14 protein-coding genes are annotated in these 17,945 nt (G+C 64.7%); 7 read left to right on the forward strand and 7 right to left on the reverse strand.

Annotation, left to right across the window (positions count from 1 at the left end; all coding sequences use genetic code 11):
* Positions 1-14: 14 nt before the first annotated feature.
* A complete protein-coding gene (locus tag VT84_RS32875) occupies positions 15-1,514 on the reverse strand; it encodes a c-type cytochrome domain-containing protein (RefSeq protein ID WP_082842516.1) in 1,500 nt (499 codons plus the stop codon).
* A gap of 523 nt (positions 1,515-2,037) precedes the next feature.
* Between VT84_RS32875 and VT84_RS32880 the strand changes: the two genes are divergently transcribed.
* Positions 2,038-3,657: a trehalose-6-phosphate synthase gene (locus VT84_RS32880; protein WP_082842517.1), complete on the forward strand. Its 1,620-nt coding sequence runs from the start codon at positions 2,038-2,040 to the stop codon at positions 3,655-3,657.
* A 299-nt stretch (positions 3,658-3,956) separates the two neighbouring features.
* Here the strand turns inward: VT84_RS32880 and VT84_RS39195 are convergent, their stop codons facing one another.
* Positions 3,957-4,637 (reverse strand): hypothetical protein, encoded by a 681-nt coding sequence (locus tag VT84_RS39195; protein ID WP_157470105.1) that lies wholly within the window; start codon positions 4,635-4,637, stop codon positions 3,957-3,959.
* Between the two features lie 462 nt (positions 4,638-5,099).
* Here VT84_RS39195 and VT84_RS32900 point away from each other — a divergent pair, with 462 nt between their 5' ends.
* The 4 genes from VT84_RS32900 (at position 5,100) to VT84_RS32915 (ending at position 11,000) form a co-directional block, all read left to right on the forward strand.
* Positions 5,100-6,734, forward strand: coding sequence for a DUF1549 domain-containing protein (locus tag VT84_RS32900; RefSeq protein ID WP_082842519.1), 1,635 nt, complete (start codon positions 5,100-5,102; stop codon positions 6,732-6,734).
* 122 nt (positions 6,735-6,856) lie between these two features.
* A complete protein-coding gene (locus VT84_RS32905; RefSeq protein ID WP_204249675.1) occupies positions 6,857-8,146 on the forward strand; it encodes a DUF1501 domain-containing protein in 1,290 nt (429 codons plus the stop codon).
* A gap of 322 nt (positions 8,147-8,468) precedes the next feature.
* Positions 8,469-9,578 carry a WD40 repeat domain-containing protein gene (locus tag VT84_RS32910; RefSeq protein ID WP_052551157.1) on the forward strand — a complete coding sequence of 370 codons (1,110 nt, stop codon included), beginning with the start codon at positions 8,469-8,471 and terminating at the stop codon, positions 9,576-9,578.
* 108 nt (positions 9,579-9,686) lie between these two features.
* Entirely contained in the window at positions 9,687-11,000 is a 1,314-nt protein-coding gene (locus VT84_RS32915) for a DUF1080 domain-containing protein (protein ID WP_082842520.1), read from the forward strand.
* 493 nt (positions 11,001-11,493) lie between these two features.
* Here the strand turns inward: VT84_RS32915 and der are convergent, their stop codons facing one another.
* Together der and VT84_RS32925 are read right to left on the reverse strand one after the other, a co-directional pair.
* Positions 11,494-12,981, reverse strand: coding sequence for a ribosome biogenesis GTPase Der (gene der, locus VT84_RS32920; protein WP_082842521.1), 1,488 nt, complete (start codon positions 12,979-12,981; stop codon positions 11,494-11,496).
* 100 nt (positions 12,982-13,081) lie between these two features.
* The gene (locus VT84_RS32925; protein ID WP_082842522.1) at positions 13,082-13,861 is read right to left on the reverse strand and encodes an SDR family NAD(P)-dependent oxidoreductase; all 780 of its coding nucleotides are present in this window, start codon (positions 13,859-13,861) and stop codon (positions 13,082-13,084) included.
* A gap of 81 nt (positions 13,862-13,942) precedes the next feature.
* On the opposite strand from VT84_RS32925, the gene VT84_RS32930 reads away from it, so the two are divergent.
* Both VT84_RS32930 and VT84_RS32935 read left to right on the forward strand, forming a co-directional pair.
* Positions 13,943-14,302 (forward strand): hypothetical protein, encoded by a 360-nt coding sequence (locus VT84_RS32930; RefSeq protein ID WP_082842523.1) that lies wholly within the window; start codon positions 13,943-13,945, stop codon positions 14,300-14,302.
* 86 nt (positions 14,303-14,388) lie between these two features.
* Positions 14,389-14,955, forward strand: a complete 567-nt coding sequence (locus tag VT84_RS32935; RefSeq protein WP_082842524.1) for a hypothetical protein — start codon at positions 14,389-14,391, stop codon at positions 14,953-14,955.
* Positions 14,956-15,066: 111 nt separating this feature from the next.
* Here the strand turns inward: VT84_RS32935 and VT84_RS32940 are convergent, their stop codons facing one another.
* The 3 genes from VT84_RS32940 to VT84_RS32950 form a co-directional block, all read right to left on the reverse strand.
* Positions 15,067-15,354, reverse strand: coding sequence for a hypothetical protein (locus VT84_RS32940; protein ID WP_052551146.1), 288 nt, complete (start codon positions 15,352-15,354; stop codon positions 15,067-15,069).
* 352 nt (positions 15,355-15,706) lie between these two features.
* A complete protein-coding gene (locus VT84_RS32945; RefSeq protein ID WP_082842525.1) occupies positions 15,707-17,059 on the reverse strand; it encodes a DUF1501 domain-containing protein in 1,353 nt (450 codons plus the stop codon).
* Positions 17,060-17,240: 181 nt separating this feature from the next.
* The gene (locus tag VT84_RS32950; protein WP_082842526.1) at positions 17,241-17,939 is read right to left on the reverse strand and encodes an RNA ligase family protein; all 699 of its coding nucleotides are present in this window, start codon (positions 17,937-17,939) and stop codon (positions 17,241-17,243) included.
* Between the last annotated feature and the right edge of the window lie 6 nt (positions 17,940-17,945).

Consider the following 17,945-nt stretch of genomic DNA (forward strand, 5'->3'; position numbering starts at 1 on the left):
CCCCAGCGCGGCGATCACTTCTTCTTCGGTTCCGGCTCCTTGGTCACGAGGCCGGGACTGGCGTTGAACGCCTTCACCAGCGCGCCGTCCTTGACCTTCCACACCGCGACCCCGCCGTCGTAGCTCCCGCCCACGACGAGTTCCCCGTCCGGGCTGAACGCCACGGTGTAAACGTAATCACCCAGCCCGGCCAGCGACTTACCGGCCGCGAGCGTTTCCATGTTCCACAGCCGGACCGTCTTGTCGGCGCTCGAAGTGGCGAGCAGCGGTTGCTTCGGGTTGGCGACGATCTTGAACACGTCGTCCCCGTGCCCGCCCGCGTTCTTGACCTGTTTGCCCTCGCCGTTCGGCTTCCACGTGCGGAGCTGCTTGTCGGCCCCCACCGAGAACCCGGCGCTGCCGTCGGCCTTCACCGCGACCCCGTACACGATGTTCTGGTGCTCGGGGAACGTGACCACGGACTCCTTGCCCTTCACGTCCCACACTTTCGCGGTCTTGTCGCGCCCGGCGGTCAGCAGGAACTTGCCGTCGGCGGACAGCGCGCACCCGAGCACCCAGTCGGCGTGGTTCTCGACCGTTTGAACTAGCTTGGCCTTGTCCAGCCCTTCCGAGAGGTCGAAGACGCGTACGGCACGGTCGCACCCGCCGGCCGCGAGCGTCTTCCCGTCCGGCGTGACCGCGAGGCACAGCACCGAGTCTTCCACATCGAAGAGGTGCTTGAGGAGCACCGCCTTGTCGTTCACGCCATCGAGAATCGTAACGCCGTCTTCGACCTTCCCCTTCGCATCGATGTTGTACACGCGAACGTCGCCCTCTTGCCCCGGGCGCCCGCCGGCCACGGCGAGTTTGCCATCCGGGAGGAACGCTAGCCCGTAGGCGCGCTCGGCCCGCGTGTAGATGCGCTTGGTGAGTTTGCCGGTCGCGATGTCCCAAACGGTTAGTTCGTGGTGCCCGCCGACAACGAGCTGCTTGTTATCGGGCGTGAAGGCGACCGCGTTCACGATGATCGCGAACGGGTACACCTTCGGCGGCACCGGCGGCGCCCACCGCACGCGCAGTTCCTTCACCAGGTCCGCCTTCGGGTCGAGGCCCGCGTCGAGCTTCGCCCCCTCCTTGATCCATTGGGCGATGACCGCGGTCTTGTCCTTCGGCACCGCCTCGCCCTTGTCGCGTGGCGGCATCCGGCGCTGTTCGGCCGTAACGAGCAGTTCGTGGAACTCGCTCAGATCGGGCTTGCCCGGCACCACCGGGTCGCCGTTCACGCCCCCCGCGCGGATCTTCTCGTAGGTGGTCATGTCGTACTTGCCGGACTTCTTCTTCGCGTCGTGGCACGCGAAACAATTTTCTTTCAAGATCGGCGCAACATCGTTGATGAAACTCACTCCCTTGGTAGGCGCCCCGGTCTTGTTCTCCGGCTGCTTCTTCTCGGGCTGAGCGGGAGCCGTTTGCGAAACGGAACACAGCAGCGCGCACGCCACAGCGCGGGCGGTACGCGAACGGAACCAGCGCGGCATTGGGAGGGTCTCGTTGGAAAGTGAGTACGGGGCAGGATGAACAGAGTGTACCGGACGCGGCGCGCGGGATCAACGAGCGAAATCGCGTGCGCTGGGTAGCAGCGCGGAGCGCGGGTGTGCGCGCTCATGCGCATTTCTACTCGGATCGGTAACTCTGACAGAGTAGCAAACGCCCATTAGCGCATTTCGACAAAATGCCGCCGTGGATCGGCGCGTGCATTTCTTTCCCGGTTCGCCTATATTGGTACCCGGAGTCGGAAGTTCAGACATCCGAACTCCCTCTCGCTCCCCGACCGTCGGTTGAGTTGAAAAAACGTCCGATCCGAGTGAGCAGACACTTGGTCGGCACCACGTTTGCAACTGACATCGTTATCCAGTGCGGATTCTCTGCATATTGGTCGACTCGCGACGGATTGCGTGGAGCGGTGCTGCCACCGCTGCAAACCGTTAACCTTTCGCCTCAGTAACGATTTTGCCCGTTGCAAACTCGTCGCCCCATCTAAAGCCTGCGAGGTCCAATCACATGGGCTGGAGCAAGGAACGTCTGGAAGAAGTGGCTCGCACGCGGTTGGGCGGGGCCAAGCTGATCGTGGTCGCGAACCGGGAACCGTACATCCACCGGTACAAGAACGGCGAGGTCGAGTGGATTCGGCCCGCGGGCGGACTGACCACGGCCCTCGACCCGGTGATGCAAGCGTGCGGGGGCGTGTGGGTCGCGCACGGCTCGGGGGACGCGGACCGCGCGGTCACGGACATGAGCGGGCGCGTGGGCGTTCCTCCGGACGATCCGAACTACGTGTTACGCCGCGTGTGGCTCTCCAAGGATGACGAGGAGGGGTATTACTACGGCACCGCCAACAGCATGTTGTGGCCCCTCTGCCACCAAGTGTTCGCGCGACCCGTCTTCGATCCCAAGCACTGGGAAACGTACCGCCGGGTGAACGAAACGTTCGCGCAAGCGGTGCTCGAAGAAGCTGAAGGCGGTCCCGCGCTCGTTTTCGTCCAGGACTACCACTTCGCGCTGCTACCACGACTGCTGAAAGCGGCCCGGCCGGATCTGGTGACCGCGCAGTTCTGGCACATCCCGTGGCCCGGTCCCGAGAAGTTCCTCGTGTGCCCGTGGGCCAAGGAGTTGCTCGACGGGATGCTCGGGAACGACCTGCTCGGGTTCCACACGCAGCACGATTGTAACAACTTCCTCGATACCGTGGACCGCGCGCTAGAATGCCGAATCGACCGCGAGCGGTTCGCGGTGCAGCGCGCCGGGCAGTCCACGACCGTGCGCCCGTTCCCGATCAGCGTCGATCCGGCGCTGGCTCAGGAGTACCTGGGCAACAACTGGGAAGATCGCGCGACCGCGCTGCGCAAGAAGCACCGACTGGGGGACCGCCCCCTGATCGTGGGCGTGGACCGCGTGGACTACACGAAGGGCATCCCGGAACGGCTCCAGGCCGTGGACCGGTTGCTCCACAAACACCCGGAACTGAAGGGGCAGTTCCACTTCGTGCAGGTCGGTGCGCCGAGCCGCACTCACATCCCGGCCTACCGGGACTTGACCGAAGAGGTGAACGCGCTCGCGGAAAAGATCAACTGGGAGCACGGGACCGAAGACTGGCAGCCGGTGGTGTTCCTCAACGAGCATCACGGACCAGAAGACATCTTTGTCCTCTACCGGGCGGCCGCGGGGTGCATCGTCAGCTCGTTACACGACGGGATGAACCTCGTCGCGAAGGAGTTCGTGACCGCACGCGACGACGAACGCGGGGTGCTGGTGTTGTCCCAATTCACGGGTGCCGCGCGCGAACTGCCCGACGCGGTGCTCGTGAACCCGTTCGACGTGGAGGAAATGGCAGACGGACTGTATGCGTCGCTCACAATGTCCGGATTGGAACAAGAGCGCCGAATGCGCCGAATGCGCAGCCAAGTAGACGACCACAACATCTACCGCTGGGCCGGAATGCTCTTGTCGGAAGTGGGGAAGCGCGTACCGGATCCCGTTCCCGTATCGGTGTCGGCGACCGAAGCGGAGGCCGAAGAACCAGAGCCCGTCGCGGCCCCAACCGCCCGGGAACGGCGGCAGGAGCAGCGAATCGCCCGCGAAACGTATCTGACCGCGATGTACCTCGCAAGTGCAGGTGTCTAACTGCACACGATAGGGTGGTCGTCGCCTTGTGATTAGTTAGACAAAGTTTCTCACAGCTTGTTAATAGATAGCGAGAGCCGGCCGCGTGCCGGTTCTTTTTGTTCCGGTGCCGGTCAATTCGTGTAAGACCGAAGAAAAGTCGTGGTATAATCGCGTGTGGCAGTGCGCACCTGTGGCTGCTCTGTCCCTCCCGCCGATCGAAGCCCGTAACACAGCGGGTCGGACTATCTGAGATGAGCACTTATTTAGTAGGTGTTACCATGTTTCATTCTCTCCAACGTCGGATGGCGTGGGGCGCCCTAGTGCTTGGCGCGTTGGCTCTTCTCCCCCTCACGGGTGCATTGAAAGCACAACCGCCGAACGGTCGGTACCGCGCGCCCGCAAGTTTCTCCTACGTGCCGCAAGGCGCGTGGCGCCCAGCAGGTGCCATCCAGGGAAACAACCTGGGCAACATTGGGAACAACGCCGGAAACAATCAAGGCAATCTCGGCAACCAAGGCAACACCGGGAACAACCAGGGGTTCAATGGGTTCGGGGGTGGTAACCTCGGCGGTGGCATTCAGGGCGGCATCGGTGGGTTCGGCGGCGGGATTCAAGGCGGATTCGGTGGCGGCATCGGTGGGTTCGGCGGCGGGATTCAAGGCGGATTCGGTGGTGGCGGTATTGGTGGGTTCGGCGGTGGCGGTATCGGTGGGTTTGGTGGCGGTGGCATCGGCGGATTTGGTGGCGGCGGCATCCAAGGTGGATTCGGTGGCGGCCTCGGCGGGTTCGGCGGGGGTCTTGGTGGTGGCATCGGTGGGGGTATTGGTGGTGGCATCGGTGGCACCGGCGGATTCAGCATCGGTGGCATCGGTGGCAACATCTCGCAGTTCCCGACGATCGGGAGCTACCTCGGCGGTAGCGGCGGTGGTATTGGTGGCATCGGCGGGTTTGGTGGCGGTGGTATTGGTGGGTTCGGCGGCGGCATCGGTGGTATTCAAGGCGGGTTCGGCGGTGGTATTGGTGGTTTCGGTGGTGGTTTTCAGGGCGGATTCGGCGGGGGTATTCAGGGTGGATTCGGTGGTATTCAGGGTGGATTCGGCGGGGGTATTGGTGGTTTCGGCGGTGGTATTCAGGGCGGATTCGGCGGGGGGTTCGGTGGCATCCAGGGTGGTATCGGTGGGTTCGGTGCTGGTGGCGCCATTGGGATTGGTGGTGGCGGGTTCGGCGGTGGTAAGCAGTTCGGGTTCAGTGGTGGAACGGGGTACTAACCCGTAACGTTCCCTGATTTAAAACCGAGTCCCGGTCGCTTGCGACCGGGACTCGGTTTTTTGGTGGAGTGATTCGCGCTTGACTTGAGCACTCCCAGGAGCGACTATGGCCTGATTCCTACCTCCACGCCGGTTGCGCGGTCCCGCACACCGGTTCGCATTCGCCCATCCCACCTGGAAGGACCACCCGCAATGCTCGCTCCCTCCCGGTTGCTCGCGCTCGTTGCGCTATTCACTTCGCCGGCCCTCTTACGGGCTGAAGAACCTCTGCGCGTGCGCATTGATAAGCACATTGCCAACGGCGTTCCCGATTTTCAAAAGAAGGCCGCACCAGCCGCGAGCGACGAAGAATTCCTCCGCCGCGTGACACTCGACCTCACAGGGACCGCCCCGACCGTAGCAGAACTACACGACTTCCTCGCCGACTCCGCAAAGGACAAGCGCGAGAAACTCATCGACAAGCTCCTCGCCGGCACGGGTTACGCCCGCCGCATGGCGTGGCACTTCGACGTGATGCTAATGGAGCGCCGGCCCGATGCGAAAGTGCCCCGGACCGACTGGGAACAGTACCTGAAGCTGGCGTTCTCGGAGAACAAGCCCTACGACGCGCTCGTGCGCGAGTTACTGTCGACCGACGGTAGCGATCCCAAGACCCGCGCGGCCGCGAAGTTCGTGCTCGACCGCGACCTCGAACCGCACCTCGTTACGAAGGACATCGGCCGCGTGTTCCTCGGGCGCAACATGCAGTGCGCCCAGTGCCACGATCACCCGAACGTCGACGACTACCGCCAGGCCGATTACTACGGCATCCAGGCGTTCCTGAACCGCTCCTTCCTGTTCCCCAACGCTCAGGCACCGACGGCCGTGATCGCCGAGCGCGCCGAGGGCGACGTGAACTTCACGAGCGTGTTCGACAAGAACAAGAAGCAGCACACAACGACCCCGAAGATGCTCGGCGCGAAGGCAATTGACGATCCGAAGGCCGAAAAGGGGAAAGAGTACAAGGTCGCGCCCGCGCCGAACGTGAAGCCGGTGCCCGCCTACAGTCGGCGCGAGCGCCTCGCCGCGGCAATCACGAGCCCCGAGAACCCGACCTTCGCTCGGAACATCGTGAACCGCATGTGGGCGATGATGATGGGCCGCGGGATCGTTCACCCGGTGGACTGGGACCACAGCAAGAACCCGCCCTCACACCCGGAACTGCTAGACGAACTCACACGCGAATTCATTTCGCACAAATACGACCTCAAGTGGCTGATCCGTGAGATCGCCCTTTCGGACGCCTACCAGCGGTCGAGCGAGATCCCTGCCGACCTCGGCGAGCCGCCCGCGGACCGTTACCTCGTCGCGGTCCTGAAGCCACTCACGCCGGAACAGTTCGGCTACGCGCTGATGCAGGCGACCGGCCACACGGACGCCGAACGCGACGCGCTCAAGAAACTCGGCCCCAAGGCAACCGAAGAGGCGCTCGACGGCAAGCTCGCTCCGCGCCTCGGGCCGTTCCGCAGCATTCTGGGCGGGAAGGCGGGCGACGCGGGCGAGAATTTCTCCGCCACGCTCGACCAAACGCTTTTCCTGAAGTACGGCGGTGCAGTCCGCGGATTGCTCCCGCCGCGAACCGGCAACCTCGCAGACCGCCTGAGCAAGATCACCAACCCCGACGCGGTCGCGGACGAGCTCTTCGCCGCGGTGCTCGCGCGCCGGCCCACGGCCGACGAAATGAAGGACGTGGGCGACGTACTGAGAAGCACCAAGGACCGTCAAGCGACCATCAACGAACTGGTATGGGCGCTCGTGGCGTCCGCGGAGTTCCGGTTCAACCATTGAAGTGAACCCCGCCCGCAAGGGCGGCGGGTCTTCGCGCCGCACACCGATCCCTACCCACCGACCTCCGGTCTGACCAAATTACCCCTGCCCGCAAGGTCAGGGTTCACCAAGCAGGAGTTCCCATGCTGCCATGCAACTACGCCTGCCGGTCCACCGACCACACCGTTTCGCGCCGCGGGTTTCTCGGGTCCGCGCTCGGCGCCACCGCGGCGCTGGGGCTCCACGGATTCGCGAACCCCGCGTCCGCGGCGGAACTGAATAAATCACAAAAGCGCGTGCTGGTCATCTTTCTGGCCGGCGGTGTGAGTCAACTTGAAACGTGGGATCCGAAGCCGAACACCGACACCGGCGGGCCGTTCAAGGCGATTCAAACGTCCGTTACCGGCACGCGCATTTCCGAGCTGCTCCCGCACACCGCGAAGCACGCACACCGGCTCGCGCTCGTGCGCAGCCTCAACTCGATCTCCGACGACCACGGCATCGGCGAGAGCATCATGCTCACCGGGCGCCGGCCGGAAGCGGGGATCAGTTACCCGCACATCGGCGCGGTATCAGCCAAGATGCTCGCGTCGCGCGAGTCATCGCTCCCCGGACACATCCAGATCCTGCCGAAAGGCGGGAGCGGCTTCAACGGCGGCGACGCCACGTTCCTCGGACCCAAGTTCGCTTCAGTCTCCCTCGGTGACGGCAAGCCGCCCGCGGACCTCTTCCGCCCCGCCAACTTGCCGGCCGGCACGGACGAGGAGCGCGAGGCGTTCCGCAGGAAGCTTAACGACCGGTTCGCAAAGTCGCGCAAGTCGGCCGCGACCGAAGCCTACACCGAGTCGTACACGCAGGCCGAGCGCGTGGTGAAACAGGCCGAAGTGTTCGACGTGGAGAAGGAGAACCCGAAGCTCACGGACCGGTACGGCCGCCACGACTTCGGCCGCCACCTGCTTCTCGCCCGGCGATTGCTCGAAGCGGGCGTGACCTACGTGAAGGTGTCGCACTCGAACTACGACACGCACCACGAGAACTTCGACTTCCACATCGAACAGCTCGGCGAGTTCGACCGCCCCTTCGCGGCCCTGCTGGACGACCTCGCGGACCGCGGGATGCTGGAGAGCACGCTCGTGGTGGTGATGAGCGAGATGGGCCGCACGCCGCGCATCAACGCCCAGTACGGCCGCGACCACTGGTCGAAGGCGTGGTCGGTGGCGCTGGCAGGCGCCGGGATTAAGGGCGGTGTGGTGGTCGGCAAGACGAACGCGAACGGCACCGCCGTTGCCGACCGCGAGGTGTACAGCGGCCACCTGTTCCACACGTACCTACGGGCCGTCGGCCTCGATTCGACGAAGAACTTCTACCCGAACGAGCGCCCCGTACCCGTCGCCGACCCCAAAGCCTCCGCGATCGAGGAAGTGCTGGCGTAATCGCCTTCAAATATCGCCCGATGTCCGTGTTCGAGCGTTACCTCCACCCGTACCGATCCCAAATAACGTCCGCGCCCGGTATTCCGGGGCCGTTGCCCCAGGTGCGTTGCCCCCGCCCGTACCGATCCGATCCCAAGCGTCGTCCGCGTCCCCGCCCGTATCCCAGGGCGTTGCCCTGGGCTGAGGAATCCCACCCCTTTGGGGTGAATTAATGGGCAGACCGAAGGTCTGCGATTCCCCAGCCCAGGGCAACGCCCTGGGATACAGACAGGGACAACACACACCGCCGCGAACGGCACCCGACCATTGCAGTGGAGCTTCCATGTCCATCCCGCCCCCGCGCCCCGTCTTCGACCCGACCGCCGCGCGCGTCGAGCGCGAGTTCAAGCACGCGCGACCGCTCATCGGCTGCCGGTTCGACCCGTCGGGCCGGTTCCTCTTCGCCTCGTCGGAAGACGATAGCGTTCAGCGATTCGACCTGCTGACCGGCGCGAAGACCGTGTTCGCGGGCCACGAAAGCTGGGTGCGCGGAATGGCGTTCGGTGTCCCAACGCCAGCCGTCCCCGCCGACCTGGTCGCGTGGCCCAAGCAGCAGAGCGCGATTCGGGGTGCGATCGGGTTCGGCGCGGTAGAAGCGCCGGCACCGAAGTCCGCGCCGTTCGCGTTCATTTCCGCCGACTACCACGGCAAACTCATCTGGTGGTCCGGAGACGCGGGCGCACCGAAGCCCGTGCGGACCGTGCAGGCCCACGACGGCTGGGTACGGGCACTCGCCGTCAGCCCCGACGGACTCACGGTCGCGAGTTGCGGGAACGACAACACGGTGAAGCTGTGGCGCACGGCCGATGGTGCCGCGGTCCGCGTGCTGGAGGGGCATTCGTCGCACGTTTACAACGTCGCGTTCCACCCGAGCGGCACGCGGCTCGTGTCGTGTGATCTCAAGGGCATCGTGAAAGATTGGGACGTGAAAACTGGCAAGTGCGAGCGCGAGATCGACGCCAAGTTGCTTCACAAGTACGATTCCGGGTTCATGGCCGACATCGGCGGCGCACGCGGGATCGCGTTCAAGTCGGACGGGTCCGCGTTCGCGCTGTGCGGGATCACGAACGTGAGCAACGCCTTCGCGGGCGTCGGGAACCCGGCGGTAGTGCTAGTCGACTGGGCGGGCGGCAAATCGAAAGTGCTGAAGACGAAGGAAGCGTTCCAGGGGACGGCGTGGGGCGTCGCGTTCCACCCATCGGGCACGGTGATCGCGGCCGGAGGAGGCGGACAGGGGCGCGTCTGGCTCTGGAAGGGTGAAGACCCCACGAGCGCCCACACGATCAACGTCCCCGCGAACGCGCGCGACCTCACCATTAGTCCCACCGGAGAGCGCTTCGCCATCGCCGGATCCAACGGCACCGTTTACGTGTATACGTTCGCCCCGAAATAACGAGAATACTCGGCGGGGCGAACGGGACTCGGTTCACGCTGCCCGCGTTTTCACGTATCCCGTTCATCCCGCCGGTCGATCTGCCAGTTTGTTCCACACGGGTCTCCCATGCGTTACCTCTTGTCCTGCGTTGCACTGTACGCTGCCGTCCCGCTCCTCGCGGCCGAACCGCCAAAGGGGTTCACGCCGCTGTTCAACGGCAAGAACCTCGACGGCTGGCACGGGTGGGCCATCCACGCGAAGGGCGGCGCCCCGGCCGACCTCGCGAAACTGTCGCCCGAGGACCGCGCGAAGAAGGTCGCCGAGTGGACCGCCGACGCGAAGAAGCACTGGTCCGTCGCCGGCGACGAGTTGGTCAACGACGGCAACGGCGCGTACCTCACCACCGACAAGGACTACGGCGACATCGAGCTGCTCGTCGAGTACAAGACCGTCGCGAAGGCCGACAGCGGCATCTACCTGCGCGACACGCCGCAGGTCCAGATCTGGGACACGACGAAAGAGGGCGGGAAGTGGAACCTGAGCGCGGACAAGGGGTCCGGCGGGCTGTTCAACAACTCGAAGGGCGCGGCCGGGCAACTGCCGCTGGTCCACGCGGACAAGGCGTTCGGCGAGTGGAACTCGTTCCGCATCATTCAAGTTGGCGAGCGCACCACGGTGTACCTCAACGACAAGCTCGTGGTCGATAACGCCCGCATGGAGAACTTCTGGGACCGCAAGGCGCCGCTGCCGAAGGCGGGCAAGATCCTGCTGCAAACGCACGGCGGCGAGATCCGCTGGCGCAACGTGTTCGTGCGCGAGATCCCCGCGGCCGAGGCGAACGAGATCCTGCGCAAGCGCGACTCCAAGGGCTTCGACAGCTCGTTCAACGGCAAGAACCTCGACGGGTGGGCCGGCGCGGTGGACAACTACGAGGTCGTGGACGGCGCGATCGTGTGCAAGAAGGGCAAGGGCGGGAACCTCATCACGAAGGGCGAGTTCGCGGATTTCACGGCGCGCCTGGAGTACAAGCTCCCGGCCGGCGGGAACAACGGCCTCGCGATCCGCACGCCCAACGGGAACGCGCACGTCGCGACGGACGCCATGTGCGAACTACAAATCCTCGACGACACCCACCCAATGTACGCGAAGCTCGACCCGCGCCAGTACAACCTCTCCGCTTACGGCATGGTCCCGGCGCACCGCGGGTTCCTGCGGCCGGTGGGCGAATGGAACTTCGCGGAGGTGACCGTGAAGGGGCCGACGATCGTGGTCGAACTGAACGGTACGCGCGTCCTCGACGCGGACCTGAGCAAGGTCACCGAGTTCAAGGACAAGACCCCGCACGTCGGCAAGGACCGCACCTCGGGGCACTTCGGCTTCGCCGGGCACGACGACCCGGTCGCGTTCCGGAAGATCGAGATCCGCAAGATCGAGAAGTAAGAATTCGCCGCGGATGAGCGCGGATCAGAAGACAGGGAACAGAGAGCAGAGTTCAGAAGATAGAGAACAGGTTGGTTTTGAAGCCCCGTGAGGGGCGAAGGCGAGTAGCCAGGGGTGAAGCGGAGCGCAACCCCTGGCGGGTACCCACGCGGGCCGGACAATCCGCACCGGCACTGGGACGTGCGGTGAAGCGGAGCGCAACCCCTGGCGGGTGCCCACGAACCCAAACGAAACTGCCCCGTGGGGCGCCGGAGCCAATTGGTACCGGTACCCCACGGGGCAGTTTCGTTTATTCACCACCCAGGGCTTCCGGGAGGTTCGCCAGGGGTTGCGCTCCGCTTCACCCCTGGCTACTCGCCTTCGCCCCTCACGGGGCTTCAAAACCAACCTGCCTTCTGAACTCTGCCCTTTGTCTTCTGCTCTGATCCGCGTAATCTGCGTTATCCGCGGCGTTTTCGCCTTTGTCTGAGTGCCTCACGCCGGCTGTTCGCCCTTAGAAATCCCACGTCTCCGAGCCGCGGGGCTTCTTGCGCGGGCGCTGATCGGGTTCGCTCTCCTCGACCGGTTCCGGCGGCGGTGTGTAGCGCGGGGCGCGGACGATCGGCGTCTCTTCTTCTGTGTCGGGGATCTCCTCGACCTGTTCGTCCTCGGGTCCGCGGCGCATGCCCTCGCCCTTCGCGCGAAGAACGATCTTGATGGCCACTTCCGAGAACGGGAACGTGTCGCGGAGCACTTTCGTCAGGTAGCGGATGTAGGTCTGGTCGAACAGTTCCGGGCCGTTGGTGAACAGCACGATGGTCGGCGGGTGGACGCCGATCTGCGTCGCGTAGAACACCTTCGGCGTCTTGCTGCCGGACATCGGCGGGTGGTTCGCCTCGATCGCGGCGCGGATCGTGCGGTTCAGGTCGCCGGTGCTCACCCGCAGCCCGGCCTGTTTGTGCAACTGCACCGCGAGTTGCAGCAGCCGGAGCACGTTCTTCCCCTCTTTCGCCGTGATAAATGCGATGGGGACGTGGTCGAGCATCGGGAACATCGCCCGGACGTACTCGGCCATCTTCTCGGTGCTCATGGAATCCTTGACCAGATCCCACTTGTTGACGACGAAGATCGCGGGCTTGTTCTCCTCGACGACGTACTCGGCGAGCTGCTTGTCCACGCGGCTGACGCGGTGCCGCGCATCAAAGAAGTGCAGCACCACGTCGGCCCGGCGGATGGACCGCTGGGCGCGGTGGGTGCTGTAGAACTCGATGTTCGTGCCCATCTTGGCCGTTTTCCGCACGCCGGCCGTATCGATGGCGATGTACGACTTGCCGTCGCGCTCGATGCGCACGTCCACGCTGTCGCGCGTGGTCCCGGGCACCTCGGACACGATCACCCGCTCGGCCCCGGCCAGGCTGTTGATGAACGTGCTCTTGCCCGCGTTGCGCCGGCCGACGGTGGCGATCATGAGCGCGGCCTCGCCGGGCGCGGTTTCCCCCGTGTCCGGCGGCAATTTCGCGACGATGGCCTCGAACAAGTCGTCCTTGCCGAGCTTCTGGTCGGCGCTCACGCACAGCGGCTCGCCGTACCCCAGCCGGCAGAACTCCCCGGCCTGTTGGCCGAACTTCTCCGTGTCCGCCTTGTTCGCGACCAGGATCACCGGCTTGTTGATCGTCCGGAGCCGCGCCGCGACGTCCTCGTCGAGCGGGACGACGCCCTCGCGCACGTCCACCATGAACACGACGAGCGCCGCGGACTCGATGGCGAGCTGGATCTGCCGCTCCACGTCGGCGCTGAGATCGTCCACGTCCACGATCCCGATCCCGCCCGTGTCCATCATCTCCCACACGCGCCCGCCGTGCTCGACGACGGTGGACACGCGGTCGCGCGTGACGCCCGCGGTGGGATCAACGATGCTGATCCGGCGCCCGGCGAGCCAGTTAAACAGCGACGACTTGCCGACGTTCGGCCGGCCGACGATCGCAACAATGGGAAGGGACATGCAAAGTTCCGAGTTCCGAGTTCCGAGTTCCAAGCCGAAAAAGGCACTGCCGTGTTCCGCGTCCCGTATTAACTGGAACTCGGAACCTGGAACTTGGAACTCACCATAAAGTATACCCGCCGTCCACGACGATCGTGGTGCCGGTGACGTAGCTGGCCGCGTCGCTCGCGAGGAACACCGCGGCGGGGCCGAGTTCCTCCGGTTCGCCCATGCGGTTCATCGGAATGTGCGACACGAACCCGGACTGGAAGTCCGGCTTCTCGCCGAACCACCGGCGGTTGGGGTCCGTGAGGAACACGCCCGGTGCAATCGCGTTCACCCGCACCCCGCGGGGCGCCCAGTCCGCGGCCATCGAGCGCGTGAGGGCCGCGAGCGCCGATTTCGCGGTCTCATAGTGCCGCCCGCGGATCCCCTTGATCGCGATCGGCCCCGCGATGCTCGTCACGTTCACCACCGACCCGCGGCCCCGATCGAGCATCCCTCGGCACAACTGCTGGGAACACGCCAGGGCGCTCGTCAGGTTCAGGTCGATCAGTTCCTGCCACTGAGTCAGGGGCATGTCTTCAATGGAGACGTCCACCCGGCGCCCGCCGACGTTATTAATCAGGATATCCACTTGGCGGTTCAGGTTCAGAACCTGCCGACACGCGGCCTCTGCCCCGGCGGGCGTGGACACGTCGCCGGGGACGACCGCGACCCGGTGCCCAAGGGCGAGCAGTTCCTGGCGCGCGGTGTCCAGAGCCTCTTCGTCGCGCCCGACCAGAATCAGGTCGGCCCCGGCTTCCGCGAGCGCCTGCCCCATCGCGCGGCCCAATCCGCGGCTGCCGCCCGTAATAACCGCCGTGCGCCCGTCGAGCCGGAACCGGTCCAACACACCCATTCACGCGCCCCGCTTTTGCGAGCCGAAACTCATCCCTACCGCTTAACATATTACCAACGGTCCACAAGCGTTGGTTAAACAATGGCAAAGTGCGACGAAGGGTACCGGTGCGAAGTGTGCGGCGCGGACGTTGAGACCGTGACTGAATCCGATTTGTACCTGCGGTTCGTCCTCGGCGAAGTGCCGCTCGAATTACTCCACCGCCTTCCCGAGCGGCACCTGCAGTGCAACCCGGCGCTGGCCCAGTACATCGTCGACCCGACGTTTGAGCCTGTCGCGTGTGACGGGCTGTTCGCGAAGGCGGAACTGGACCCGACGTTCGTTGCGACTGAAGAACGCCGCGTGTCACGCGGGTATCGCAGGCTGCTCGCGATCCCGACACTGGGATTGACGGTGCCCGAGTATCCGCTCAGCGTGACGCCCGATGGAGATGCCCCGTAGGGCAATAAACCCGCACTTTTTTCGGAAGCCCGCGCCAATTCGGTGACTCTACTCACACGGGCGCTTCGCCCGAATCAGGAGGCAGCATGAAATCGGTATTATTCGCGGCGTGCGCCGCCATTGCGTTCGCTCCCCTCGCACGCGGAGCCGACGAGTCCGGTCCGAAAGCGGGTGAAAAAGTTCCGGCGCTGAAGGTGTTCGGCGTGGTCGGGAAGGTAGAGGGGAAGGAAGCAGACTTCGCGGCCGACCGCAAGGACGAACCGACGATCTACGTCTTCGTGCAAGCAATGGAGGGCGGGATTCCGGTCGGCGGGCGCCCCGCGGCACGGTTCATGAAGGTGCTCGACAACAAAATCGGGGACACGTCCGACAAGGCCGAGATCGTGGCGGTATGGCTCGGCGAGAAGGCGTTCGACAAGCACAAGGAGTATCTGCCGAAGATCAACACGTCGCTGACGTTCACGAAAACGTCGCTGGCCGCGTTCGACGGCGAAAAGAGCGGCCCGAACAACTGGGGCGTGAACGCCGACGTTCACCTCACGGTCGTGGTCGTGAACAAGGGGAAAGTGGCGAAGTCATTCGCGTTCACTTCGGTGAACGAAACCGACGTCCAACCGGTTCTGGACGAACTGAAGAAGGCGGTTGGAAAGTAGGAAACGACGGCTAGACGCAATGGGCAACCCAGCCGACTTCGTACACCGGTCGTTTAACGAGTAAGACACCGTCCTGGCAGGGCGGGGATGGGGTGCAAGTCCCCCTCCGTGCTAAGCGTCAGCTTCGCCGACCTCGACGAGCGCCACCTTGTAGAACCCGGCGGTGAGGAACGGCCCGCCCCGGCTCACCTCGACGATCGCATCCCCTTCGCCCGAGCGGTACACGATGAACGTGACGCCCTCGGCCGGTGTGCCGCTCGCACGGAAGTCGGCCTCGGCCGCCGCAACCGCTTCGTCCAGGGTCCGGTATTCGGTGGTCAGGGGTACGAACGCGCGGACCCGTAAATTGGGGTCGTCGTTCGCCACGTAAGCGCCCACCACGTACACCTTGTCGGCCATTGCGATGCCCCAATGAGATGAATCAGAACACACGGTCGCAGTTAGCGCGAGCCGCTCGGAGACGTGTGGAATGTATGCCGATCGCACCGCGCCACAAGGGGCGGGACCGAAGAGCGTGCTTCATTCGCCACCGGTCAGAGTAGTTTTCCGGCGGCCAAGTGCACCCCGGCGTGCACCCCAAGCAGATGACACGCTTGATCTATTTGGAATTACGGCTTTCGAGCAGATGTGGTGTCGGTGAACGAAACTGACGTCACATCGGTCCTGGATGAGCTGAAGAAGGCGGTCGGGAAGTGAGTACCGTTGTGGGCCTGGAGACGCCTCCAAGCCCACAACAGCCATTCACCCAGAATCACTCGAACAGTTCTTTCACGGTTTCGCCCTGGTCGAGGATCTCGATGGGGCGCCCGTCCGGGGTGACCAGTTGCTTGCGCGGGTCGATCCCGAGTGAGTCGAGGATGGTGTACGCGACGTCCGCGGGCGTCACCGGGCGCTGGGTCGTGTACGCGCCGTGCTTGTCGGTCTTGCCGAGAACGAGCCCCGGCTTCACCCCCGCGCCCGCGAAGAGGAGCGACGCGGCCTGTCCCCAGTGATCGCGGCCCGCGTCCTTGTTCAGCTTCGGTGTCCGCCCGAACTCGCCCATCACAACGAGCATCGTGCTCTCGAACGTGCCGCGTGCGTGCATGTCCTCGACGAGCGCCGAGACCGCGCGGTCGAACTCCGGCAGCTTCTTGTCCAACCCCTCGAAGATTTTGCCGTGGTGGTCCCACCCGCCGTAATTCACAGTAACGAAGCGCACGCCGCTCTCGACCAACCGGCGCGCGAGCAGCATCGATTGGCCGGCCGTGTTGCGGCCGTAGCGGTCGCGCACCCGGTCGGATTCGCGGTCGATCGCGAACGCGGTCCGCGCTTCGGTCGAGAGCACCATTGCCCGGGCGCGTGCGTGGAACTCGTCGTAAGTGGCGATCTGGTCGTTCCCCTCGACGCGCTTCGCGAGCCCGTCTACGGCTTGTAAGAGCGTGTCGCGGCGGGCGGCCTTCTTCGCGTCCACGTCGGCGGCCGTCAGGTCTTGCACCTTGTAGTTTTGGCGGCTCGGGTCACCGGCCTTGAACGATTCGTACCGCCCGCCGAGGAACGCGCTCTTCCCCAGTTCCCAGGTGAACGACGGGTTCTGCGGTACCGCGACGTAGGGCGGCAGCGTTCCGGTGAAGCCGGTTTCGTGCGCGACCACGGCGCCGACCGCGGGGTAGTCACCGAACGGAGTGCCGAACCGCCCGGACAGCACCCAGTTGGTCGCGGTTTCGTGGTGGTCGTTGTTGTGCGCCCCGGACCGCACCAGGGCGATCTTGTCCATCACCTTCGCCATCAGCGGCAGGCGCTCGCCGATCCGGAGCCCGGACACGGCCGTCTCGATCGTGGTGTACTTCCCGCGGATGTCGTCCGGTGCTTCGGGCTTCGGGTCGAAACTGTCGTGGTGCGACAACCCACCACCGAGGTAAACGAGCACGACCGACTTCGCCCGCGCCCCCTTATTCCCACCAGATTTCGCAGCGGCCCCGGCTTCCGCTCGGAGTAGCGCGGGGAGCGACACCCCCGCGAGCGCTCCGACGCGGAGGAAGTCGCGTCGGTTGGTCGAATTCGTTCCACGGGCGGGGGCGTCGGTACATACGGTGTGCGTTTGGCGGTTCAGCACAACGTCGAGCATCGGAGCGGCTCCTGGCGGTTGATCTTTGGGCGAAGCGATGGGGCGGACACCACTTAACTTCGGCGGTGGCGGGTGCTGAACTCGCGCGGCGGGGACAAACTTCTGCGCTCCCGCAGTTTACCTCGGCAGCGCGTTCGGGGGAACAGGTATCTTCGACACAAGCAGAGAAATGCGGCCCGAATCACGCCGGTTCATTTGCGACATCACCGGGCGCGTCCGATGGCGCGCTCTGTTCGCGCAGGTTCTCGGCCAACTGCTCGCGGAGCCCATCGGATTGGCTCGCGCGGCGTGCGAGTTCGTCCAACCACGACTGCGTTTTGACTTTCGCGGCCCACACCTCAACTTTGTCGCGCCGCGTGAACGTTCCCTTCACCACGACGCCCTCGCGCACGGGGTACGTTCCGTCGCGCACGGCGGCGATAAGCGCTTTGTCGAACGGACCTTCGTACACAACTTCCGCGATGGAGAGGTGCCCGAAGTTCTGCGCGAACTCCTTCGGCGGAATGAACCCGCGCCCCTGAGCCCAGATATCGAAGAGGCGCAACTCCTTCGGCTCGTCGTCGCGGTGCCACCCGGCGAAACTCGACGGGCCGAAGAACTCACAGAACGCGACCAAGTTCCGTACCCCGCGGTACTCCTTGTGGCGCTTCAGGGTCGCGAGTAATTCCGGCGCGAACGTCGCCTGGAACAGCTCCATCGCGACGCCGAAATTCGGGGTCTGTTTCTTGAGCCACTTGTATCGCGTGCCGAACCGGAACCAGCCCTTTGCCTCTTGCCAGAGGAAGCGCAAGTTGGAGCCGTCGTATTTGTGGAACGCGACACAGGGCTGACCGAGTTGCTCGAACGCCGGCCCCTTAATCGACGGGTAGGTGGTTTCCATCCCACC

Origin of the sequence: Gemmata sp. SH-PL17 (assembly GCF_001610855.1) — a bacterium.
Classification (GTDB): Bacteria; Planctomycetota; Planctomycetia; order Gemmatales; family Gemmataceae; genus Gemmata; species Gemmata massiliana.

Excerpts from the sequence above, each read along its gene's own strand:
- VT84_RS32875 (WP_082842516.1), bottom strand. The coding sequence starts at position 1,514 with ATGCCGCGCTGGTTCCGTTCGCGTACCGCCCGCGCTGTGGCGTGCGCG.
- VT84_RS32880 (WP_082842517.1), top strand. The coding sequence starts at position 2,038 with ATGGGCTGGAGCAAGGAACGTCTGGAAGAAGTGGCTCGCACGCGGTTG.
- VT84_RS32900 (WP_082842519.1), top strand. The coding sequence starts at position 5,100 with ATGCTCGCTCCCTCCCGGTTGCTCGCGCTCGTTGCGCTATTCACTTCG.
- VT84_RS32905 (WP_204249675.1), top strand. The coding sequence starts at position 6,857 with ATGCTGCCATGCAACTACGCCTGCCGGTCCACCGACCACACCGTTTCG.
- VT84_RS32910 (WP_052551157.1), top strand. The coding sequence starts at position 8,469 with ATGTCCATCCCGCCCCCGCGCCCCGTCTTCGACCCGACCGCCGCGCGC.
- VT84_RS32915 (WP_082842520.1), top strand. The coding sequence starts at position 9,687 with ATGCGTTACCTCTTGTCCTGCGTTGCACTGTACGCTGCCGTCCCGCTC.
- der (WP_082842521.1), bottom strand. The coding sequence starts at position 12,981 with ATGTCCCTTCCCATTGTTGCGATCGTCGGCCGGCCGAACGTCGGCAAG.
- VT84_RS32925 (WP_082842522.1), bottom strand. The coding sequence starts at position 13,861 with ATGGGTGTGTTGGACCGGTTCCGGCTCGACGGGCGCACGGCGGTTATT.
- VT84_RS32930 (WP_082842523.1), top strand. The coding sequence starts at position 13,943 with ATGGCAAAGTGCGACGAAGGGTACCGGTGCGAAGTGTGCGGCGCGGAC.
- VT84_RS32935 (WP_082842524.1), top strand. The coding sequence starts at position 14,389 with ATGAAATCGGTATTATTCGCGGCGTGCGCCGCCATTGCGTTCGCTCCC.
- VT84_RS32940 (WP_052551146.1), bottom strand. The coding sequence starts at position 15,354 with ATGGCCGACAAGGTGTACGTGGTGGGCGCTTACGTGGCGAACGACGAC.
- VT84_RS32945 (WP_082842525.1), bottom strand. The coding sequence starts at position 17,059 with ATGCTCGACGTTGTGCTGAACCGCCAAACGCACACCGTATGTACCGAC.
- VT84_RS32950 (WP_082842526.1), bottom strand. The coding sequence starts at position 17,939 with ATGGAAACCACCTACCCGTCGATTAAGGGGCCGGCGTTCGAGCAACTC.